Annotated in this window: 21 protein-coding genes; 6 read left to right on the top strand and 15 right to left on the bottom strand. The window is 72.1% G+C overall.

The window, feature by feature from the left end; all coding sequences use genetic code 11:
• Nucleotides 1-34: 34 nt before the first annotated feature.
• Nucleotides 35-898, bottom strand: coding sequence for a hypothetical protein (locus ACPEEZ_RS11970; protein ID WP_423919259.1), 864 nt, complete (start codon nt 896-898; stop codon nt 35-37).
• Nucleotides 899-1,038: 140 nt separating this feature from the next.
• On the opposite strand from ACPEEZ_RS11970, the gene ACPEEZ_RS11965 reads away from it, so the two are divergent.
• Nucleotides 1,039-1,791 carry a DUF6518 family protein gene (locus ACPEEZ_RS11965; RefSeq protein WP_423919256.1) on the top strand — a complete coding sequence of 251 codons (753 nt, stop codon included), beginning with the start codon at nt 1,039-1,041 and terminating at the stop codon, nt 1,789-1,791.
• A 76-nt stretch (nt 1,792-1,867) separates the two neighbouring features.
• Here ACPEEZ_RS11965 and ACPEEZ_RS11960 read toward each other — a convergent pair whose 3' ends face one another.
• From ACPEEZ_RS11960 to ACPEEZ_RS11950, 3 genes are all read right to left on the bottom strand, one after another.
• Nucleotides 1,868-2,875 carry a DNA/RNA non-specific endonuclease gene (locus tag ACPEEZ_RS11960; RefSeq protein WP_423919254.1) on the bottom strand — a complete coding sequence of 336 codons (1,008 nt, stop codon included), beginning with the start codon at nt 2,873-2,875 and terminating at the stop codon, nt 1,868-1,870.
• A 272-nt stretch (nt 2,876-3,147) separates the two neighbouring features.
• Nucleotides 3,148-3,765, bottom strand: a complete 618-nt coding sequence (locus ACPEEZ_RS11955; RefSeq protein WP_423919251.1) for a PadR family transcriptional regulator — start codon at nt 3,763-3,765, stop codon at nt 3,148-3,150.
• 119 nt (nt 3,766-3,884) lie between these two features.
• Complete coding sequence (locus ACPEEZ_RS11950) at nt 3,885-4,745, bottom strand: HpcH/HpaI aldolase/citrate lyase family protein (protein ID WP_423919248.1); 861 nt, start codon at nt 4,743-4,745, stop codon at nt 3,885-3,887.
• 242 nt (nt 4,746-4,987) lie between these two features.
• Here ACPEEZ_RS11950 and ACPEEZ_RS11945 point away from each other — a divergent pair, with 242 nt between their 5' ends.
• The 3 genes from ACPEEZ_RS11945 to ACPEEZ_RS11935 all read left to right on the top strand — a co-directional run bounded on the left by ACPEEZ_RS11945 (nt 4,988) and on the right by ACPEEZ_RS11935 (nt 8,622).
• Nucleotides 4,988-6,409 (top strand): TIGR04086 family membrane protein, encoded by a 1,422-nt coding sequence (locus tag ACPEEZ_RS11945; protein ID WP_423919245.1) that lies wholly within the window; start codon nt 4,988-4,990, stop codon nt 6,407-6,409.
• Nucleotides 6,410-6,530: 121 nt separating this feature from the next.
• Complete coding sequence (locus ACPEEZ_RS11940; protein WP_423919242.1) at nt 6,531-7,247, top strand: hypothetical protein; 717 nt, start codon at nt 6,531-6,533, stop codon at nt 7,245-7,247.
• A gap of 124 nt (nt 7,248-7,371) precedes the next feature.
• Complete coding sequence (locus ACPEEZ_RS11935; protein ID WP_423919240.1) at nt 7,372-8,622, top strand: Nramp family divalent metal transporter; 1,251 nt, start codon at nt 7,372-7,374, stop codon at nt 8,620-8,622.
• Between the two features lie 31 nt (nt 8,623-8,653).
• Here the strand turns inward: ACPEEZ_RS11935 and ACPEEZ_RS11930 are convergent, their stop codons facing one another.
• On the bottom strand, nt 8,654-9,751 hold the full coding sequence (locus ACPEEZ_RS11930) for an alpha/beta fold hydrolase (protein WP_423919237.1): 1,098 nt from the start codon (nt 9,749-9,751) through the stop codon (nt 8,654-8,656).
• A 197-nt stretch (nt 9,752-9,948) separates the two neighbouring features.
• Here ACPEEZ_RS11930 and ACPEEZ_RS11925 point away from each other — a divergent pair, with 197 nt between their 5' ends.
• Nucleotides 9,949-10,707 (top strand): SRPBCC family protein, encoded by a 759-nt coding sequence (locus tag ACPEEZ_RS11925; protein ID WP_423919235.1) that lies wholly within the window; start codon nt 9,949-9,951, stop codon nt 10,705-10,707.
• An 83-nt stretch (nt 10,708-10,790) separates the two neighbouring features.
• Here ACPEEZ_RS11925 and ACPEEZ_RS11920 read toward each other — a convergent pair whose 3' ends face one another.
• From ACPEEZ_RS11920 to ACPEEZ_RS11880, 9 genes are all read right to left on the bottom strand, one after another.
• Complete coding sequence (locus ACPEEZ_RS11920) at nt 10,791-12,077, bottom strand: M18 family aminopeptidase (protein WP_423919233.1); 1,287 nt, start codon at nt 12,075-12,077, stop codon at nt 10,791-10,793.
• 281 nt (nt 12,078-12,358) lie between these two features.
• Nucleotides 12,359-14,341 carry an amino acid transporter gene (locus ACPEEZ_RS11915; RefSeq protein ID WP_423919230.1) on the bottom strand — a complete coding sequence of 661 codons (1,983 nt, stop codon included), beginning with the start codon at nt 14,339-14,341 and terminating at the stop codon, nt 12,359-12,361.
• A 43-nt stretch (nt 14,342-14,384) separates the two neighbouring features.
• Nucleotides 14,385-15,311 (bottom strand): DNA-3-methyladenine glycosylase family protein, encoded by a 927-nt coding sequence (locus ACPEEZ_RS11910; RefSeq protein ID WP_423919227.1) that lies wholly within the window; start codon nt 15,309-15,311, stop codon nt 14,385-14,387.
• Nucleotides 15,308-15,898 (bottom strand): DNA-3-methyladenine glycosylase I, encoded by a 591-nt coding sequence (locus ACPEEZ_RS11905; protein ID WP_423919224.1) that lies wholly within the window; start codon nt 15,896-15,898, stop codon nt 15,308-15,310. Before ACPEEZ_RS11905 ends, ACPEEZ_RS11910 begins: the two co-directional genes overlap by 4 nt.
• Complete coding sequence (locus ACPEEZ_RS11900) at nt 15,895-16,530, bottom strand: methylated-DNA--[protein]-cysteine S-methyltransferase (protein WP_423919221.1); 636 nt, start codon at nt 16,528-16,530, stop codon at nt 15,895-15,897. Before ACPEEZ_RS11900 ends, ACPEEZ_RS11905 begins: the two co-directional genes overlap by 4 nt.
• Nucleotides 16,527-17,096: an RNA polymerase sigma factor gene (locus ACPEEZ_RS11895; RefSeq protein ID WP_423919218.1), complete on the bottom strand. Its 570-nt coding sequence runs from the start codon at nt 17,094-17,096 to the stop codon at nt 16,527-16,529. The genes ACPEEZ_RS11900 and ACPEEZ_RS11895 overlap by 4 nt, the downstream gene beginning before the upstream one ends.
• Before the next feature lie 10 nt (nt 17,097-17,106).
• Nucleotides 17,107-17,700, bottom strand: a complete 594-nt coding sequence (locus ACPEEZ_RS11890) for a methylated-DNA--[protein]-cysteine S-methyltransferase (protein WP_423919216.1) — start codon at nt 17,698-17,700, stop codon at nt 17,107-17,109.
• 90 nt (nt 17,701-17,790) lie between these two features.
• Nucleotides 17,791-18,084 (bottom strand): acylphosphatase, encoded by a 294-nt coding sequence (locus tag ACPEEZ_RS11885; RefSeq protein ID WP_423919214.1) that lies wholly within the window; start codon nt 18,082-18,084, stop codon nt 17,791-17,793.
• A 47-nt stretch (nt 18,085-18,131) separates the two neighbouring features.
• Nucleotides 18,132-19,121, bottom strand: a complete 990-nt coding sequence (locus ACPEEZ_RS11880) for an aldo/keto reductase (protein ID WP_423919212.1) — start codon at nt 19,119-19,121, stop codon at nt 18,132-18,134.
• A 223-nt stretch (nt 19,122-19,344) separates the two neighbouring features.
• Between ACPEEZ_RS11880 and ACPEEZ_RS11875 the strand changes: the two genes are divergently transcribed.
• Nucleotides 19,345-19,797, top strand: a complete 453-nt coding sequence (locus ACPEEZ_RS11875; protein WP_423919209.1) for a VOC family protein — start codon at nt 19,345-19,347, stop codon at nt 19,795-19,797.
• 72 nt (nt 19,798-19,869) lie between these two features.
• Here ACPEEZ_RS11875 and ACPEEZ_RS11870 read toward each other — a convergent pair whose 3' ends face one another.
• Nucleotides 19,870-21,393, bottom strand: coding sequence for a carboxypeptidase regulatory-like domain-containing protein (locus ACPEEZ_RS11870; protein ID WP_423919206.1), 1,524 nt, complete (start codon nt 21,391-21,393; stop codon nt 19,870-19,872).
• Nucleotides 21,394-21,487 lie beyond the last annotated feature (94 nt).

The following is a 21,487-nucleotide window of genomic DNA, read 5'->3' as shown; positions in this document are numbered from 1 at the left end:
GCTCTGGGCCTGAGGGCGAAGGAGGCGCGGGTCGTCAGCGCGGGTAGCGCACGCTGGCCGGTGCCTCGAGACCGCTCATCAGGTGGACCATCACCTGGCGGATGTCCTCGTCGAGCATCTGGCGCTGGATGTGCTGGTCGTGCCAGTGCACGAGATCGCCCGGCGTGACCTCGTCGACGTGATCGGCGACGAAGTAGCTGAACGCGTAGGGCTCGCCGTCGCGCTGCAACGTCTGGCGGTAGCCGAGGGTGTCGCCGTTCCGGGCGTCGACGAAGACCTCCCAGCCCGGGTCCGTGGGATCGGGCAGTCGGACGTCGACGAGGCGGGTCGCGGGGTCGACCGTGCTCGCGAGGGCCGTGCCGATCACCACCTCGACGGGTCCGTCGTCGTCGTGCGCCGCGCCTCCGATCGCGACCTGCGCGGCGGACTCGACCCCGTCGCCGCGGGCGACCCGGCCGGCCGTGTCGGACGCGGCGGTATCGATGTCGTGTTGCGCCGCCACGAGCCGGACGGCGCTGGCCCGCATCCAGCGTTCGAGGCGCGAGCGTTGCGCGGTGTCGAACGGGGTGGCCTCGAACGAGTGCACGACGAAGTCGGCGGCGTCGACCGACCACTCCCACGACAGCACGACGCGTGTGAGGGCGAGGGGCGATGGCAGCAGGGCGAGATGCCCGCGGCGGAGACCGGCCGAGAAGTGCAGCTCGGGGTCGTCGAGCAGGTCGAGCACGTCCGCGGCGGCGCCTCGCGCCGCGAGCGGCACGGCGAACGACACACGGGCGTCCCGCCACGGCGTCACCCGGATCGGCGCGACGTCCTGATGACGGGCGACGGTCAGCGAGCGGGCGAGGCCGGCGGCCGACTCGCGGCCCGCTCCGGCTTCTCGGTCTGCGGTGGACATCGCGGATCAGTGTGCCACGCCGCCCTCGGATCTCCCCGTGATCGTCCTGGGACTCGGAGGCGCACGACGGTCCCCGGGGACGACGCGGCTCATCCTCGTGGCGGATGCTGGGCGGCGAGGCGCGACCCTAGCCTGGCGGCATGATCGCGATCGAGACCGAGGCACCGCCCCGCCCGCTGCGCTCCATCTGGTCGGCGGCCGACGTCGCCCCCGACGAGCGGGCTCTCGGGCGCGATCGTCTCGCGAGCGTCCGTCGGGGCCGGTCGTCCCGGAGCCCGCGACCCGCGCGACGCGGCCCGGCGCGGATCGCCCTCGGTGTCGCGGTGGTCCTGCTCGCGGCGTTCGTCGTCGGAGGGCTGACCTCGATCGGTCAACAGCACCTGCCCGACGCGCTCGGGTCGTTGGCCAACTCGGCGGCCCCGTGGGCCCTCGTCGCCGTCGCCCTGACCGCCGCCCTGCGTCCTCGCTGGTGGCTCGGGGCCCTCGTCGCCCTGGCGTCGCTCGTCCTGATGAACGTCGGCTACGGGGTCGTGTCGACCGCCGGGGGCTTCTTCTACGACGGCGGCCTGACGAGCATCTGGTCGATTCTCGCCCTGGTCGTCGGCCCCGTGCTCGGGGTGGCCGCCGTGTGGCTCCGGTCACGGGCGGCGATCCGGACGGCACTGGCGACGGCCGCCATCGCCACCGTGCCGATCGGTGAAGGGCTGCACGGTCTGCTCCGCGTCGCCGACACGACCAACCCCGTCTACTGGGCGGTCGAGGTGGCCGTCGGGGTCGGGTTCGTCGTGGTCATGGGATTCCGTCTGCGCGGTGCGCCGTCGGCGATCGCCCTGGCCGCCTCCCTCGCCGGTGTCGGCGCCACGCTGTACGTCCTCGCGATCGGGATGATCTGAGATCTGCCACGACCACGGCCGCCCCGCCCGGCCACGGGCGCGGCCTCGACAGATCGAGCTGTCGTGGCTCGGCCCCTCAGAAGGTCAGCTGGTCGTTCTCCGTCAGGGGCACCCAGCCGAAGCGGACACCGTCGGGCGGCTGGACCGTGGGCACCGTCTGGAGCGAGTCGACGGCCGCGAGCTGGGCGAGCTCGAGGCGCGTGAGCTCGGCGATGTCGCGGATCGGCACCTGGAACGTACGATACGGCCCGAGCGGTGGCGGATCGCCGGCCTCGTGCGTCTGGGCGAACGCCGCCTCGAGGTCGATGCCGTCGAGTTGCGGCGACTGGTCGAGCACGTACCCGGCGGCCCGGAGCGCGGCTCCCCGGTCGACGGCCCACACCACGATCTTGTAGAACAGGCGCGGGATGCGGATGCCCCGATAAGGAGCATCATCGGGCTGCAACACGGGCCCGGTGAAGACGGAGACGCGCAGACGATGGGCGTCGGCGTAGGTCAGCACCTGGTCTTCGAGTCCGAGCCAGAGCTCCTTCGACTGGTTGAACTCGGCGGCCTGCGGCGCGCAGTTCGTGTACGTGAACGTGTCGAGGTTGGCGCGCGACGCGACGGACGGCTCGCCCCAGACGGGGTCGCGGCGGCGGACCTGGTGACCGCGGTCGAGATCGTTGCGGGCGTAGATCTCGGGCCCGGCCTGCTCGCTCTCGGGGATGCGCTCGTCGAGATGCCAGTCGTCGCCCCGCTCGAGGTCGACGGGATCGGCGCCGTCGATGTTGACGGCGGTCAGGGCGGGGAGTCGGCGAGCGGGGTCGAGCAGCACGCTGAAGTGCACGTAGGGCAGATCGCGGACCTCGCGGCCGCCCGAGCCCGGCAGCGGCACCCGCACGGCGAGGAACTCGGGGTCGTAGCCGGCGGCCGCCTGCGCCTCCGGGTCGGAGAGGCTGCTGTCGTAGGCCGCCGTGCCGTCGGCGTCCGTCGCGTCGGCGTCCGAGAGGCCGGCAGGGACCCGAGGGCTGTCGCCAAGGTCGGCGGGCAGGTCGGCGGGCTGGCCGGTGTGCGGGCGGTCTGCGGGATCGGTGCTGGTCATGCGGTTCTCCTCGCGTCGTCGATCGGTGGCGGGTGTCGTGGCGACACCGCGTGTCGTGCCGGCAGCGCGGGTCAGCCGGGGGAGCCGACGTGCGTGCGTCTGACTCGATCCTGCCCGTGACCACTGACACGCGACCGAAGTGGACCCGCGCCTCCGGCTGTCCGCCCTCGGCGCGCGGCCCCGTCGCGACACGACACCGGCCCCGTCGCGATGCGAGCGGGGCCGGTGTCGGTGCCGGGTTCGGCGACGATCGAGCCGTCAGGAGGCGCGGGTCAGTCGGCGAGGATGGCGTACAGCGCGCGACGGGTCTCGTCGAGCTTCTCGACCGCCGCGGCACGCTGGGCCTCGGTGCCGTCGAAGCGGAACTGCTTCACGACACCGACCAGCTTCATGACGCTGGTGGTGAACTCGTCGTGGTCGTCGGCGCCCTCGGTCGAAGCGGCCCAGGCCTTGGCGATGGCGTCGCCGTTCTCGGTGACGAACGCGCGGCCGGCCTCGGTCAGGGCGAAGACCGTCTTGGCGCCGGTGTCGTCGCTCGAGACGAGGTCTTCGTCGACGAGCTGCTGCAGCGTCGGGTAGACCGAGCCGGGGCTCGGCTTCCAGGCGCCGTCGGTGCGCTCCGCGATCGACTTGATCAGGCCGTAGCCGTTCGACGGGGCGTCGGCGAGCAGCGACAGGATGGCGAGCCGGACGTCGCCTTTGCGAGCGCGGCCGCGTCCGCCGCGGCCGGGACCGAAGCCGAAGCCGGGCCCGCCGGGGCCGAAACCGGCGCCCGGGCCGAAGCCGAAGCCGGGCCCGCCGGGGCGGAATCCGCGGCCGAACGGGCGGCCGAATCGACCGGCGTTGCCCTCGTGCTGATCGTTCTCGTGGTGGTGGTGAACGGTACCCATGAGGTACTCCTCTCGATGATGTGGGGGCGATGCGGACATCGCTCCGCGAACGACCGTTCGCGATAGCTCAACGATAGATCGTTGAATATCGTTAAGTCAACATCGAGAGGAGAATCCGATCAGGTCGCCGGCATCACTCCGAACGCCGACGCGAGCTTCTCGATCTTCTGGGCGCGTCCGAGGCGCGGCAGGTCGCTGCCGTCGCGGATGACGCGGCCGCGGGACTCGAAGTCGGCCAGGAAGTCCTGCGCCCAGGCGACGTCCGACGGCGTCGGGCTGATGACCTCGTTGATGACGGGCAGCTGCTCGACGTCGAGGCAGAGCTTGCCGGTGAGGCCGAGTGCGACGGCCACGGACGACTGCTCGCGCAGCACCGGGTGGCTGCTGCCGACGGTCGGGCCGTCGATCGGGCCGGGCAGACCGCCGATGCGGCTCGCGACGACGAGGCGGGAGCGGGGGTACGCCATGGCGAGGTCGTCGGCGCTCGTGCCGGTGTCGCGACGGTAGTCGCCGCTGCCGAACGCGAGGCGGAACGCACCGCGGGCCTTCGCGATCGAGGGGGCATCCTCGATGCCGAGGGCCGACTCGACGAGCGCCAGCACGCGGGTCGAGCCGCCGAGCCGGTCGAACGTCTCGGTCACGTGCTCGGGCGCCTCGGTCTTCGCGAGCATGACGCCCTGCAGACCGGGGAGGCCGAGGAGGGCGTCGACGTCGTCCGACCAGAACGCGGTCGAGCGGTCGTTGATGCGGACCCAGGCCTGTCCGCCGTTGGTCAGCCAGGCGACGACGTCGGCACGGGCCTCGGGCTTGCGCTTGGGGTCGACCGCGTCCTCGATGTCGAGCACGATCTGGTCGGCGCGCGACGAGGCCGCCGCGTCGAAGGTCTGCGGGGCGGTGCCCGGGACGAGTAGCCAGGACCGGGCGATGTCGGGGTTCGGACGGATGCGGGGCATCGTGCCGGTGGCGGGGGATTCGGTCATGACGTCGGTGTCCTCGTGATCGCGGCGAATGGTGTCTCGCCTCCACGGTAACGGCTCGGGAGCGTGCGGGGCGGGCTCCGAGGAGGCGCGGCGCAGGCTCTGCAGGCTGCGCAAGTCCTCTCTGTAGGCGAGGGCTCCCGGCTGAGTGCGCGCTGTGGGCGTACCGTTCACGAGGATCACAGGCGGACGTCCGCCCCACGACGGCAGACGCACGACGCGGAACAGAACGACTGAGGAGCATCATGACCGACGCGAACGACCCCCGGGGCGACCGCCCCTCGCGCCCCGAGCGCGACGACCGCCCCGCCGGCGACGACAGCCCCACCGTCGACTTCGGCACCTCCCGCGTCGACGGCCCGCCGTCGTCCGACTCGTACCCCTCCGACTCGCACCCCGCCGACACCCCGGCGGACGGCTCCGCGGCGGACGGCGCCCCCCGGTACCCCGCGGTCGACCCGGCCGACGACGACGTGACCCGCGAGGGCGACGTCACCCGCGATGGCGCCGTCACCCGTGATGACGCCGCCGACGCGCCGTCGGCCGCCGAGAACCACTCCGACTTCGAAGAGAACCTCGCCGCCCGCGTCGAGGGCGACGAGCACGTCGACGACCGGCGCGCCGCCGGCTCCGTCGACACCGCAGGAACGGCCGACACCGCCTTCTCCGACGGTCCGCGGGAGCCGGCCGTCGCCCCCGAGGACTCGGCCGTCACCCACCAGGCCACCTCGACCCGCGAGGGCGCCGCGACGCACGATGATGCCGTCGCACCCGAGGGCACCGACACTCACGACGACGCCGTGGCATCCGGGGCCGCCGCCGCGCCGACCGCCGCCTGGGCGGCCTCGACCGAGCCGCGCCGACCGCTGCACGACGACGAGGCGCTGCGGGCCGCCGAGGCGCACACGGCCGCGACTCCCGAGCCGGGATCGCGAGGCGACGACTCGCCGACGGTCGCTGCCCCGGTGACCGACACCGAGCCTCCTGCGGGTTCTCCGGCCCGTCCGTGGGCGCACGACGCACCGACGGTCGTCGCCCCGGCCGCCGCGGAGCCCGGCCTGCGACCCGCCCCCGTCGTCGACGCCGTCGACCCGGTGGAGGCGCGTCGCGACCTGCTCGCGGAGCAGAAGGAGGAGTTCGGCGGCATCCGCTTCGGAGCCGGCCTGCTCGGCTGGTTCACGGCGACGGGCGTCGGTTTCGTCGCCATCTCGATCGTGCTCGCCGTGCTCGGCGTCTACGTCTCGGTCTCGGCCCGCTCGGGCGAGGAGCGACTGCGCTTCGCCGGTGACAACGCCGAGGTGCTCGCGTCCGTGATCGGCATCGCGGTGCTCGTGATCGTGTTCGTCGGCTACTTCGTCGGCGGCTACGCGGCCTCGCGCATCGCCCGCTTCAGCGGGTTCAAGCAGGGCCTCGCGACGTGGCTCTGGGGTCTCGTCATCTCGATCGTCGTCGCGGTGGTCGGAGCGATCGCCGGGACGCAGGGGCGCGACATGCGGGCTCCGGACGGCGTCGTGCCCTCGTACGGCACGGGCCTCGACTCGTCCCTCGTGCTCATCGTGTTCGTCGCGCTGCTCGTCGTCCTGAGCTTCGGAGGCGCGGTGCTCGGCGGTCTGCTGGGCCAGCGGTACCACCGGAAGGTCGACCGCTTCGTCGCCGAGCCGATCTGAGCCGACGCACCCTCCCCCCGCTTCTCGACCGCCTCTCGCGCCGCCTCCGGCGGGCAAACCGATCAGGTGCGGGTGTCGAATCCCCGACATCCCCACCGGGAAACACAGACAAGGACACTCCATGCGCAGCATCACCCCCACCGGTCTGATCCGCAGTGCGGCCGGCATCGCCGCCGTCGGCGCCCTCGCCTTCGGACTCGCCGCGTGCGCCTCGACGTCAGACTCGGCCAGCAACAACACGGCCCCGACCCACCGCGCCAACCCGACGGTCTCGGCCGAGCCCTCGGCGACGGAGACCCCGCTCGCGACGCTGCCCAGCCTGACCAAGGGCGTCGACACGAAGGTCGCGGTCGACTCGTCGTTCGTGTCCGCGCTGACGTCGCTCGGCCTCACCCCCGGGGTGGTCGGCACCGCGACGTTCACCGACGGCACGTTCTCGTTCCCGATCACGGGCGGCAACGTCACGTACTACGACCCCGACGGCGACGTGCGTCCCTACGTGCAGGGCGACGTCCAGCACGACGGGTCCGGCCTCAGCCTCACGGCGGGCTCGACGGTCGTCGAGCTGAAGAACTTCGACATCGACCCCGGTGCCTCGAAGCTCTACGGCGACGTGGTCGTGAACGGCGAGACCGTCGCCAGCCACGCCTACCTGTTCAACCTCTGGGGCGGCTCGCTGAAGCCGCTGCAGATGCAGGGCGACAACGCCGTCCTGACCGGCACCACCGTGCACATCAGCCCCGACGCGGCCGGACTGCTGAACAGCACGTTCAAGACCGACGCCGTCCAGGACGAGATGCTCGTCGGCGTCGCCACCATCACGGTCGCCACCAAATAGCGTCTCCTCTCTCGAACCGCCCCCGTCGCCCTGGTCCCACGGCGACGGGGGCGGTTCGTCGTTCGGGTTGCGAGGGGGCGTAAGCAATTATTCGGCACGCCGAAATTCACGCTAGGGTCGACGCATGACGACGACCGACGCTGCCCCGCCGGCCACCATCCGACCTCCTCGGCCGCGAGGCCTGCTGCTCGGACCGGCGTTCGTCGCCGCCATCGCCTACGTCGACCCCGGCAACGTCGCCGCCAACCTCACCGCGGGCGCGTCGTACCAGTACCTGCTGCTCTGGGTGCTCGTGCTGGCCAACGCGATCGCCGTGCTCGTGCAGTACCTGTCGGCCAAACTCGGCATCGTGACCGGCCGGTCGCTGCCCGAGGTCCTCGGCCAGCGCCTCCCACGCTCCTCCCGGCTCGCATTCTGGGGTCAGGCCGAGATCGTCGCCGCCGCCACCGACGTCGCCGAGATCATCGGCGGGGCCCTCGCGCTGCAGCTGCTGTTCGGCGTGCCGCTCGTCGTGGGCGGGCTCCTCACCGGGGCGGCGTCGCTCGGGCTGCTGCTCTTGACGCGGTACCGCGGTGGGCGCGTGTTCCAGAACGCCGTCATCGCGCTGCTGGTCGTGCTGTCGATCGGGTTCTGCGCGGGGCTGCTGTTCGCACCGCCCTCGCCGTCGGGCATGCTCGCCGGGCTCGTGCCCCGGTTCGAGGGCACGACGAGCGTGCTGCTCGCGACGTCCATGCTCGGCGCGACGGTCATGCCGCACGCGGTCTACCTGCACTCCGCGCTCACGCGCGACCACCACGGCCACGTCGCCGAGGGCGTCGACCGCCGTCGCGTGCTGAAGGCCACGCGGGTCGACGTCGTCCTGGCGCTCATCGTCGCGGGCGCCGTCAACATCGCCATGCTCGTGCTCGCCGCCTCGACCCTCGCCGGGCGGAGCGACACCGACACCATCCCAGGCGCCCATCGCGCCATCACCGAGACCCTCGGCCCGCTCGTCGGCCTGCTGTTCGGCATCGGCCTGCTCGCCTCGGGGCTCGCCTCGACCTCGGTCGGCGCCATGGCCGGAGCCGAGATCATGCGGGGGTTGCTGCACGTGCGCATCCCGTTGTTCGTCCGTCGCGTCGTGACGCTCGTGCCGGCGCTCATCCTGCTCGGGACCGGGGTCAGCCCGACGTGGCTGCTCGTGCTGAGTCAGGTCGTGCTGAGCTTCGGCATCGTGTTCGCCCTCGTGCCGCTCGTCCGGGCGACGAGCGACCCCGCGCTGATGGGGTCGGGGCGCAACCGGCTGCCGACCCGCATCGCGGCCTGGGCGGCCACCGGCGTCGTCGTCGCGTTGAACCTCGCGCTCATCGTGCTGACGGTGACGGGGCTGGGGTAGCGGGGGGCGCGGCTCGGGAGAACGGACGGGGTCAGTCGCGTCGGCTGGCCGCGGGGCTTTCGTCGCCGTGCTCGGCACCGGCGGCGTCCGGGCTGGCGTCGTCTGCGTGCGCGTCTGCGTCTGTGTCTGTGTCTGTGTCTGTGTCGTCGAACGCGTCGGCCATCGCCTCCGCGTGCCTCGACTTCGCCTCCGCGATCGCATCGTCGTCGTTGCGGACCGACGCCGACATCTCCGAGATGCGGGCCGCGACCCCGCGGACGAACTCGAGCGGGCTGGGCCGGTACTCGCGCTCGGAGGCCTCGGGCGCGCCGTCGTATCGGTGCACGAGGCGCGGCTCGTCGGCGGAGATCGGCTGCTCGGCGTGCTCGACGCAGAGTCGGGCGACCTCGTCGGCGTGGGCGTGCATCACCGAGTGCGCAGCGCCGGGGATCTCCCAGAGCCGGGACGACGGCAGCAGCTGGCCGACGCGCTCGATCCACGCCCGCGGTGCGACCGCGTCGTACTCGCCGCGGATCACGAGCGTGTCGGCCCGGACGGACGGCAGACGCTCTTCGATCGGGAAGGTCATCATCTTCGGCAGGATGCGCGAGAACCACCGGAACCCGCAGACGAGGTAGGCGCTGACGGCCAGGAACTTGACCCGGCCCGGCTCGTGCCAGGACGCCTGCAGGAACCGCACCCCCTGGGTCAGGACCTTCCGCTCGGCCGCGTTGACGACGGGGCCGATGAGCACGAGCGTCGAGAGGTCGGATCGCCGCGCAGCCAGCTCGACCACGACCTGGGTTCCCATGGAGTGACCGACCACGATGGGGTCGTCGAGTCCGAGCTCGTCGATCGCCGCGCCGACGAGGTCCGCGTACTCGCGGATCGACAGGGCGTGCTCGGGGTGCGGCACCCCGGCGAAGCCCGGCAGGTCGAGGGCATGCACCGGCCCGAACTCGTTGAGGTTCGGCGCCAGACGTTCGAAGTAATCGGACGAGACGCCGATGCCGGGCACCAGCACGAAGGCGCGGTTCGAGGTATCGCCGATCGTGCTGACCCGGACCGACATCGAGCCGCGCTCGACGCGGGAGACGCGCACCTGCGTGTCGAGGCGTTCGCGGTCGTCGTCGTCGCGCCTCCTGGTCATCGGATCAGTGTGGCAGAGCGGGGCTCGGCGCGTGCTGACGGGCGCGTCGCGGGCCGGTGCCGTGTCGGGGCTTTTGCGTGTCAGGGCCGCTGCTCGTCGGGTCGATCGCCTGTGGGGTCTGCCGGTGGCGCGGTCGCGCGTGGCAGGATCGGCTCGACCGGCCGCCACCGACGGTGGCCGAAGCATGAGGAGCCGACATGCCCGAGTCCGAGATCGTCCGCGACGTGTCGCTGGCCGCCGCCCCCGAGGTCGTCTTCGCGGCCGTGACGACGGGGACCGCCGGCTGGCTCTGGCCGATGGACCTCGAGGAACGCGAAGGAGGCGCGGTCGCGTCGGTCGGACGCGTCACGCACTGGGACCCGCCGCACCGGTACGCCAACCGCACGGACGGCGAGGACGGCTGGTTCAACGTGCTCGACCACGTCATCGCGGACGACGAGGGTACGACGACCCTGCACTACGTCCACGCGAGCGTCTTCGCGGACGAAGCGCAGCTCGACGCCGCCCAGCGGCACACCGACTTCTACCTGCACACGCTGGCGCAGTACGTCGCGTACTTCACCGGGCGCGCGGCCGAGTACGTCGCCGTCGACGCGCCTGCCGCGTCGAACGCCCCGGGGTCCCTGGCGCGCGTCGCGGACGCCCTCGGGTTGGACGGCGTCGAGGTCGGCGACGCGCTCGTGGTCGACCTGCCGGGTGTGGGGCCGGTGACCGCCGGACTCGACTACCGCACGGAGGACTTCATCGGTCTGCGGACGGGCGATGCGTTGTACCGGCTGTTCGGGCGCGAGCGGTGGGGCGCGGGGGTGAGTCTCGCGGTGCACCGCTTCGGCGGTGACGCGGGTGCCGAGGGTGGCGCGGGCGCGGGCGCGGGTGCGGGCGCGGGCGCGGGCTCGTCAGGCTCGGGTGCGCTCGGCGGCGCGTGGGCGGCGTGGTTCGGCGAGGTGTTCGCGTAGCGGCGGCGCGCCACGAACCTCGTTCCGGCCAACGAACCTCGGTACATCGAGGTTCATTGGCCGGAACGAGGTTCTGCGGTGCCTCAGGCCTGCGGTGCGAAGAACGCCGCGGCCGCCCGCGACAGGTAGGCGGGGTCGTTCACGCCGCAGAGCTCGCGCGCCGAGTGCATGCTGAGCAGCGGGGTCCCGACGTCGATGGTGCGGATGCCGAGCCTCGTCGCCGTGATCGGGCCGATGGTCGAGCCGCACGGGACGCCGTTGTTCGACACGAACTCCTGGTACGGCACGTCGGCCTGGGCGCAGGAGCGAGCCCACTCGGCCGCCCCCGGGCCGTCGGTCGCATACCGCTGGTTGGCGTTGATCTTGAGCAACGGGCCCCGGTTCACGACGGGCTGGTTCACCGGGTCGTGGCGCTCGGGGTAGTTCGGGTGCACGGCGTGACCGGCGTCGGCCGAGAGGCACCACGAGGCAGCCATCGACCGGAACCGATCGGTCTCGTTGCCACCGAGCCCGATCGAGATGCGGGTCAGTACGTCGGCGAGCAGGGGGCCGGCCGCACCCGACGGGGTCGCCGAACCGACCTCTTCGTGGTCGAAGGCCGCGAACACGGCGATGTGGTCGAGCGGCGTCTCGGCCGCCGCGACCTCGAGCAGCGCACGGAGACCGGCATGGGTCGACGTGAGGTTGTCCATGCGGCCGGCCGCGAACAGCTCGTGCTCGAGTCCGATGACGGCGGGCGCGGCGGTGTCGGCGACCATGACGTCGTACCCGGCGACGTCGGCACCGGTCAGGCCCGCGAGTCCGGCGAGGTGGCCGAGCAGGTCCGTCGAGGAGAGATCGCCCGCGCCGATGACGGGGTTGAGGTGCCGCTGCGGGTCGAGGGACAGGCCGTCGGAGTTGACACCGCGGTCGAGGTGCACGGCGAGCTGCGGGAAGCGCAGCAGCGGACCCGTGCGGACGAGGTGCTGAGCGCCGTCGCGCGTCACCAGGCGCCCGGCGAACTCGAGGTCGCGGTCGAGCCAGGAGTTGTAGAGCGGGCCGCCGTAGACCTCGACTCCGGCCTGCAGCCAGCCGCGGGTGCCCGTCGTCGGCTGCGGTTTGAGCTTGAACCCGGGGGAGTCGGTGTGCGCCCCGACGACGCGGTAGGCCGTCGTCGCGGTCGCCCCCTCGGGCTCGACCCACGCGATGACCGCACCGTCGCGGATGACGTAGCGCCGCCCGGGGCCGGTCGGCCACTCGGCGGTCTCGTCGAGTGCCGTGAACCCGGCCTCGTCCAGACGTCGGCCCGCCTCGGCGGCCGCGTGGTACGACGACGGCGAGGAGCGGATGAAGGCGGCGAAGTCGTCGAGATACGTGTCGTGAGTAGTCATCCCGTCCAGCATGCCATCTCGCTCCCCGCCGACAAGAGGGCCGGCCCGTCGTCGCCGCGGCAGAATGCGACCGTCTCGCCGCCGCAGGCCGCGACACGCCGCCTCCACGCCCCGTCCACGCCGGAATGGTCGCAAATTCGCGACCGTTCCGGTGCAGTAGCGGGTGGCGGGCAGTAGGCGGCAGGCGGCAGGTGGCAGGTGGCAGGCGGCGGGTGGCAGGTGGCTGGCCGCAGGCGGCAGACCGTGCCCGCCGGCCGGAGGCGCGGGTCGGCCGGGCCGGGTCAGCTCACGTGGACGTCGGGGCGGCGCGCCGGCACGGGCTCGGCTCGGCGGAGGACCTCGCGTGTCACGGGCGCGACCTCACCGCCGCCGGTGACCAGGAACCGGAACATGTTCGACAGCGGGTTGCCCTCGGTCCACTCGAAGTAGATGTCGGGCACGACGCCCGTCTCGTCGCGGATCTCGAGCATCACGGTCGCGAGCGTGTTCGGCACGTTGCCGCTGTTGACCCGGAGCACGCGATAACCGTGCACGGTCTCACCGCGCACGACGAGGTCCTCCTCGAAGTTCGACGAGTCGGCGGAATGCACCTCGACGAAGATGACGGGCGCCCGGTGGGGGATGCCGCTGTCGCGGCGCTCTCCGGCGATCTTGTCCTTGTACTCGCGGGCCGAGCCGTCGTCGGGCTCGTTGGCGACGAGCCGGATCGCGCCGTAGTCGTCGGCATCGGCGGTGACGAACTCGCGGGCGGCTTCGTCGAGCGTGACCGACGTGGCCCTCAGTTGGAACGACCTCTGCACGCGCGACACGATCGACACGACCAAGATGCCGACGATGAACAGCGCGGCGATGCGGACGCCGTCGGGTCGCTCGAACACGTTCGTGACCGTCGTGTAGGCGAAGACGGCCGCGATGACACCGAACCCGATGGTGCGCTTGCGCTGTCGTTTGTGCCGTGCCGACAGGGTCACCGCGACCGAGGCCGAGGTGATGAGCACCAGCACGCCGGTGGCGTAGGCCCCGCCCTGGGCGTCGACGTCGGCGTCGAACACGATCGTGATGAGGAAGGCGATCGCCGTGAAGACCAGCACCAGGGGCCGCACCGAGCGCGCCCACTGCGGAGCCATGCCGTAGCGGGGCAGGTACCGCGGCACGAGGTTGAGCAGCCCGGCCATGGCGGAGGCGCCGGCGAACCACAGGATGCAGATCGTGCTGATGTCGTAGACCGTGCCGAAACCGGCGCCGAGGTAGTCGTGCGCCAGATAGGCGAGCGCCCGGCCGTTGGCGGCCCCGCCGGCCTGGAACTCCCGCTGGGGGATCAGCAGCGTCGTGACGATGCTCGACAGCAGGAGGAACGACGTCATGATGATGGCGGCGGTCGCGAGCAGGCGCTTGGCACCGCGCACGCGGCCGCGCGGGTCGGCGTTCGTATCGCTCGCGTCACCTCGGATCTGCGGCATCACGGCGACCCCGGTCTCGAACCCGGACAGGCCGAGCGCCAGCTTCGGGAACACGATCAGCGCGATGCCGACCATCACCAGCGGGTTGCCGTGCTGCCGGTTGAGCGCGGCCCACCAGTCGGTGATGACGGCCGTGTTCTCGAAGACGTGCGCCAGGGACACGGCGATGACGACGACGTTGAGCAGCAGATAGACCCCGACGAGCACGACGGCGATCGAGATGGCCTCTTTGAAGCCCTTCAGGAACACGGCCGCGAGCAGGGCGATGATGACGAGGGTGATCGGCACCTCGGCACCGTGGAACCAGCTCGGCGTGAACGGGTTCTCGACCGCGTGCGCCGTGGCGTCGGCCGCCGACAGCGTGATCGTGATCATGAAGTCGGTCGCGGCGAAGCCGAGCAGCACGAGGACGAAGAGCTTGCCGCCCCACCACGAGAGCAGCTTCTCGAGCATGGCGATCGAGCCCTCGCCCCGCGGACTCTCACGGGCCACGCGTCGATAGACCGGCAGTGCACCGAGCAACGTCAGCAGGATGAGCACGATGGTGGCGAACGGCGACAGCAGACCGGCCGCCACGGCGGCGATGGCGGGCTGGTAGCCGAGGGTCGAGAAGTAGTCGACGCCGGTCAGGCACATGACGCGCCACCACGAGTGCGTCTTCTCGACCCGTTCGGCGTGGGGCCCCTGATGCGAGGCGACGTCGTCGGAGATGCCGTCGAGGAGCCAGGCGCGGAGGCTGTCGCGCCGGGGGCGCGGGTGCACGCCGTCGCGGAGGGCGTCGGGGTGCGGGGTCGAGGTGCTCACAAGGCCAGTTCTACACGTACCGGGCGTCGGCGCGGGGACGTTCTCACGGCGTTGGGGACGAGACGGCCGGAGGCGCGGGCTGGGGAGGGCCTATCGCATCGGCCCACAGGTGGAACAGCGCGTACGCGCGGAGCGGCGACCACGGCAGAGACGCCGTCTCGGCCGCGGCCGTGCTGATGCCGCCGAGGACCCGTCGGAGCACCAGGTCGCCCGCAGGGAAGGCATCGCGATCGGCGAGGGCACGGACGGCCACGTACTCGACCGTCCACGGGCCGATGCCGGAGACCGCCAGCAGTCGACGCCGGGCGTCGTCGTGATCGACGTCGGGCGCGAGCTCGAGACCGTCGACGAACGCCGTCGCGACGGCCCTCAGGGTGCGGGCCCGCGAGTTCGTCACACCCACGGCGGCCCGCAGCTCGTCGTGGTCGGCGTCGACGATCTGCTGCGGTGTGGGGAAGGGCGTGAGTCCGTGGACCTCGTCGCCGCCGGGGTAGTGGGCGACGAGACGCCCCACGAAGGTGCGCGCGGCTGCGAGCGAGACCTGTTGGCCCAGCACGGTCATCGTGGCGGCCTCGAAGCCGACCGGGTGCCCGGTGATGCGGATGCCGGGACGGGCGGCGACGAGGGGCGCCAACAGGGCATCGTCCGCGAAGGCGGCGGCGACCCGGTCGAGGTCGGCGTCGAGGTCGAGCCAGCGCCGGATCGTCGCCGACAGCTCGGCGGCGTCCGCGGCGGTGAGCCCATCCGGTGCCCCCGTGCGCACCTCGACGTCGACGACCTCGGGGGTGAACCGGAGATCGACCCTGGCGGGCGCCCCGCCGACCGAGAGGAGGCGCGCGTGGGTGCCCGACTCGACGTCCGTCCGCTCTGCTCCCGGCACGGTGTGCGCCGCGAGCAGCCCGACGGCGTGCGCGGCGTCGTACGGGCCGTCGACGGTGAGCCGGAGACGCGTCGGTATCGGTGCGATCACGACCACACCCCCGAGCTGCCGCGCCGATGACTGTCGACGAGATGCGTGTCGACGATGCCGACCGCCTCCATCAGCGCGTGCATGGTCGTGGGGCCCACGAACGCGAAGCCACGTCGCTTGAGCTCCTTCGACAGCGCCGCCGACTCGGGCGAGGTCGTCGGGACGTCCGCATAGGTGACCGGCATCGGTGTCTCGGTGGGGCGGAACGACCAGATCAGGTCGACGAGACCGCCGTCGTCGCGCAGCGCCAGCGTGGCCTGCGCGTTCGTGATCGTCGCGTCGATCTTGAGGCGGTTGCGGACGATGCCGGCGTCGGCCAGGAGCCGTGCTCGATCGGTGTCGTCGTAGCGGGCGACGAGCTCGGGGTCGAAGTCGTCGAACGCGGCCCGGAAGGCGGGACGCTTGCGCAGGATGGTCGCCCACGACAGCCCTGACTGGAACGCCTCGAGGCTGAGCCGCTCGAAGAGGCCCTGCTCGTCGCGGACGGGCATGCCCCACTCGGTGTCGTAGTAGTCACGCAGCAGCGGGTCGACGGAGGCCCAGACGGGCCGTTTCAGCCCGTCGTCGCCCAGCACGACCCCGCTCATGCCGTGGCCTCGAGATCGAGCAGGACGCGTTTCGCGGCTTCGCCGCCGCGGTACCGGCCATCGGTGCCGTCGCTCCGGACGACGCGATGGCACGGGACGACGACCGGCAACGGGTTGGTGGCACAGGCGGTGCCGACGGCACGGACCGCCCGGGGGCTGCCCGAGGCCGCGGCGACGGAGGCGTAGGTCGCCGTCGCTCCGTAGGGGATGTCGGGGAGGTGTTCGAGCACGGTTCGCTGGAATCCTTTCGAGAGGCGGCGATCGAGGGGCACGTCGAACGACCGGCGTCGTCCGGCGAAGTAGTCGTCCAGTTCGCGCATGACGGGGTCGAGGCGCTTCGGGTTGCGGAGGATCAGGGGGCTGACCGCGTCGGCCAGACGGTCGAGCACCTCACGATGCCCTTCGACGTCGAAGGCCACGCGCAGCAGGCCCGTCGTCGTGGCGCAGAGCAGCAGCGACCCGACGGGCGTGTCGACGGTGGTGTACGCGATGGCGATCAGCCCCTCCTCGTCGGCGCTGACCGTGAGATCGCGAGCGAGCATGCTGAGACGGCGGGGCGTCGGACGCACCACCTCGGTCAGTTCGCGGACGAACGCCGAGGGGGCCTGGTCGGGTGACGGGATGTCTGTCATGATCGTCCTTGCGGAGCATCGTGTCGGGTGGATCTCGGAGGAGGGGGCCGACGCCGCGGAGGGGCGGCCCCGGTGCCGGAGTCGACCACGAGGCGGCGGAGCGCCGCCATCCCGTCCGAGGCGGCTCGGCGGGCGGCGTCGTGGCTGATTCCGACCAGGTCGGCCACCTCGCGATGGGGCAGCCCGACGAGGTGGTGATAGACGACGGCCTGTCTCTGCCCGAGCGGGAGACGGGCCAGTGCCGTCATGAGCAGCTCGTGGCGGGCCACCTGGTCGTCGATCGCGACCACCGAGCGGGTGTCGTGCACCCCCGGTCGATCGGGCAGCAGCTCGGTCGGCGTCGGCAGACGGGCCCGTGCGCGGTGGATGTCGAGGGCCTTGCGATGGGCGATGACGACGAGCCAGGCCTTCGTGTCGGAGCCGGCCGGCAGCGACTCGTACGCGCGCAGGGCGGCGAGGAAGGTCTCCGACCACGCGTCGTCGGCGTGGACCGGGTCGAGCACGGCTCGGCAGACCCGCCAGACCAGGTCGCCGTGTCGCTCGACGAGGCGTTCGAAGGGCTCCATGGAGAGCGGATCAGAACAGGCGAGACGGATCGACGGCGGACGACCCCTCGAGGGCGAGCAGGAGTCGCTTGCGATCGAGCCCACCGGCGTAGCCGGTCAGGGCCCCGGTCGAGCCGACGAGGCGGTGGCAGGGCACGATGATGCTGATCGGGTTCGCCCCGGTGGCGGTGCCGACCGCCCGCGCGAGGCCGATGTCCCCGAGCTCGGTCGCGACGGCACCGTACGAGCGCGTCTCTCCGTACGGGATGGCGGCCAGCAGACCCCAGACGCGGCGGGCGAAGTCGTTGCCGCGCGGTGCCAGGGGCACCGAGAACGAGCGACGCTCGCCCGCGAAGTACTCGCCGAGTTGTCGTTCGACCTCGTCGAACGACACGACGCCGATGCCCTCGGTGGAGACCGGCCCGAACGTCGCGCGGTCGGGCAGCCGTTTGTGCTGGTCGTAGTAGACGGCCGTGAGGCCCCCGGCCCGCGCCACGAGGGTGAGCGGACCGACGGGAGTCTCGATCACGCGATGCACCGTGTCGTCGTGCCCGGGAGACGGCTCGGCCGCCTTCACGCGTGCGGCCCGCACGGCCGAGCCCTCGGCACCCTGTGTTTCGATCACGGTCGACTCCTCACCCCAGCTGATGCTATCTACCCGGTAGACGCACGCCGAGGTGCGGATGTGAGCACCGCACCCGAGAAAAGTGTCGGGTCAGTGCACGGTGCGGAACTCGGCCTCGCCGACCGGAGGCTCGTCCGAGATCTCGACGGACGTCACCTCCGCGCCGAGCGGCCCCTCGCGGAGCCACGCCAGCATCTCGTCCACGACCGACGGAGCGCCCTCCACCTCGACCTCGACGGTCCCGTCCGCACGGTTGCGGACGAACCCGGCCGCTCCGAGCCGGTCGGCCTCGCCCTCCGTCGAGAAGCGGAAGCCCACTCCCTGCACGCGCCCGTGCACGATCGCGCGCCTCCTGATGACATCTCCCGTGGTGTCGTCCGCCATGTCGACGACCGTACCCGCGCCTCCTCGGCTCCGCCGCCCGCCCGGGCTCAGCGGTCGACGGTCGACATGTCGGCGTACCGGTCGCCGCGCGGCGCCGCCACGTCGTCGAGCTGCGCGACCTGCTCGTCGCTCAGGACGATGTCGTCCGCGGCGACGTTCTCGTCGAGATACGTCTGACGCTTCGTGCCCGGGATCGGCACGATGCCCTCGCCCTTCGCGAGCAGCCAGGCGAGCGCCACCTGGCCGGGCTTGGCGCCCACCTGACGGGCGACCTCGTCGACCTGCTCGACGATGCGCACGTTGGCCTCGAGGTTGTCGCCCGAGAAGCGCGGGTTGAAACGACGGAAGTCGTCGGGGTCGAGCTCGTCGACCGAGCGCAGGGTGCCCGTCAAGAATCCGCGGCCGAGCGGCGAGTACGGCACGAAGCCGATGCCCAGCTCGCGGACGGTCGGCAGGATCTCGGCCTCGGCGTCGCGACTCCACAGCGACCACTCGGTCTGCAGGGCCGTGATCGGGAAGGTCGCGTGCGCTCGCCGGATCGTCTCGGGAGACGCCTCCGACAGTCCGAGGTGCCGGACCTTGCCGGCGGTGACGAGCTCGCCCATGGCGCCCACCGTGTCCTCGATGGGCACTCGCGGGTCGACGCGGTGCTGGTAGTACAGGTCGACGTGGTCGAGGCCCAGTCGGGTCAACGATCCGTCGATGGACTCGCGCACGTACTCGGGCCGTCCGTCGACGCCACGCTCGGCGCGCTTCTGCTCGCTCGTGGCGTTGCCGAACTTGGTGGCGACGACCACGTCGTCGCGGCGGGTGCCCTTGAGCGCCCGGCCGAGCAGCTGCTCGTTCGTGAACGGCCCGTACATGTCGGCGGTGTCGAGCAGGGTCACGCCCTTCTCGAGCGCGCGGTTGATCACCCGGATCGACTCGGCGTCGTCCGTGCCGCTGCCCGTGTAGAACGCCGACATGCCCATCAGGCCGAGGCCGATGCGTCCGACGTCGAGGCCGCCGTCGACGCGGCCGAGTGCGGTGTGCTTCATGAGTGCTCCTTCTGGGTTCGGGCAGCGCTCCGGAGGCGCGGCGCCCGCACACAGGAAACACCCGTGGGCAGGGTGCCAGCCCAGAGCGGGTCAGCCCGGAGCGGGTCAGCCCAGAGCCCGTCGGCCCGCCTGCCGAGGATCTTGACGCCCGCGCACCTCCTCGTCATGCTGACCGGAGGATCGACGGCGTCCGCCGCCGGCAGAGGAAAGGCGCGGTGACGCAATGCCCAAGTCCATCTTCGTCAGCATGGCCGTCGAGGATCTGTCCGTGTCGCGGTCGTTCTACACCGCGCTCGGCTTCGAGATCAACGAGACCTTCAGTGACGACAAGGCGATCTGCGTCGCCGTCAGCGATACGATCTTCGCGATGCTCCTGCGGAAGGACTTCTTCGCGACCTTCACCGACAAGGAGCTCGTCGACGCCAAGGTCGGCAACGAGGTCCAGCTCAGCATCACGCACGACAGCCGGGCCGAGGTCGACGAGATCGCCGGCAAGGCGCTCGCCGCGGGAGGCACGGAGGCCGACACGCAGGACCACGGCTTCATGTACTCCCGCAGCTTCGAGGACCCCGACGGCCACCGCTGGGACGCCCTGTGGATGGACCCGCAGGCGGCCACCGACGGTCCCACCGAGATGACCGTCGAGGACATCCAGGCGGGCATCACGAGGCCCTGACCGGAAGCACTCAGCGGGCACTCGCCCCGGGGCGTCGACCCCGGGGCTTCTACCCCAGGGCGGCGACCCGGGTCAGCGTCGACGTCGGGCGATCAGCCCACCGCCGACGGCCACCAGGCCGACCAGCACGAGGGCGGCGCCGACACCGAGCGGGACGACCGGCTCGCTGCCCGTGTAGGCGAGCCGTCCGGCGGACGCGACCGGTACCTGTCCCGCGGGGACCACGGGGGCGGTGGTCGGCGGAGTCACCGGCGGCCCGACCGGTGGCGTCACCGGCGGGTCGACGGGCGGTGTCACGGGCGCCGGGACGAGCACGAGCGCCCCGACATCGGTGGTGTCGGTGCCCGTCGTGATCGGTCGCGGTCCGGTCGTGTCGCCGTCGATCACGAGGCGGTAGTCGGTCTCGGGTTCGAGGTCGGGGAGCACGAACGCGCCCGTCCCATCGGTGACCGTCGTCGCGATCGGCGTGTCACCCGCGCCCTCGGCGGGCAGGACGCTCACGGTGGTGTCGGCGACGGGAGTGCCCTCCGGTGTGACGACCTGACCGATGACGTCGACCGGGGTCGGCGGGACGACCGCGCTCGTGAACGCGAAGTCGAGTCGCGTGGCGTCCCCGGCCGTCAGATCGAAGGCGAGCGGTGTCGGGTCGGGACTGCCCGCCGGGGGCGTCACCGTGACGCGGTACCCGGGGGCCGCGGTCAGCGCCGGCACCGAGTACGCACCGGAGCCGTCCGTCGTGGTGGTCGCCACCGCGCGCCCGGAGGGGTCCGTCACGGTGACGGTCGCGCCCGCGAAGCCCGCGCCGTCGAGGGTGGCCGACCCCGACGCGGCGAACGTCGTCGTGCCGAACCAGGTCTGGTACACGGGGAACCCGGAGCGCTGCTGATACGTGATCGTCAGGGTCGACAGCGCGACCGTCGGGCTGAACCACCCCGTGGCGCCGTCGGTGTCGCTCGCCGTGCCGTTGCCGACGAGCGTGCCCGTCGCGGCGTCGTACGTCGGCACGTCGTTCAGGTCGTCGGCGTCGCACGACGGCCCGCCGGTCTGGTGGCAGTAGTTGTAGACACCCTGGAACCCCAGAACAGAAGGAGGCACGGCCGCGCCGGTCGCGTCCGTCGCCGACACCGTGGCCTGGTCGGCGTCGATGTCGCCCAGCACGAACGACCACCCGGCCGTCGGCGTGGGCGCGGCGAACGTGTACGTCGTGACGGATGCTCCCGCCGGAGTGGGCGTGTTGGCGGCGGGTCGGAGGTTCAGGTACGGACTGGTGCGGCTCGACCCGTACTGGGCGCCGGGGGGTGTGGTCGCGGCCTGCCAGGTAGAACCACCTGCCGGCATGGTCGCCCCGCTCGCCGACGATGTGAACGTGGCCTGCGGGAATCCGCCGGGCAGCGTCATCGTCCCCGTGTACGCCCCGCCCGATCCGGTGAGGGTGAAGCTGCCCCAGCCGCCTCCCTGGGCGGCGCTCGCGGATTCGGCACCCGCGCCTCCGATGGCCAGCGCGCCGGCCACGACCGTCACGGTCGCGGCGCCGATCAGCGCTCGCAGGGCGCGTCGCCTCCGGGCGCTCGGGGCGGGGTTCGGGCTCGTCGTCATGCTGATCCTCTCGAGACGGTGACCCGAGGTTATTTCAGAACCGATCCGTCTGCCACCCGGGAGGGGGGTAAGCCGTGGTCCACGGCCGCGATAC

The organism is Frigoribacterium sp. 2-23 (assembly GCF_049601585.1).
In the GTDB taxonomy this organism is placed as follows: domain Bacteria; phylum Actinomycetota; class Actinomycetes; order Actinomycetales; family Microbacteriaceae; genus Frigoribacterium.
Note: the sequence above shows the minus strand (reverse complement) of the source record. Positions and strands in the feature narration are given on the sequence as shown.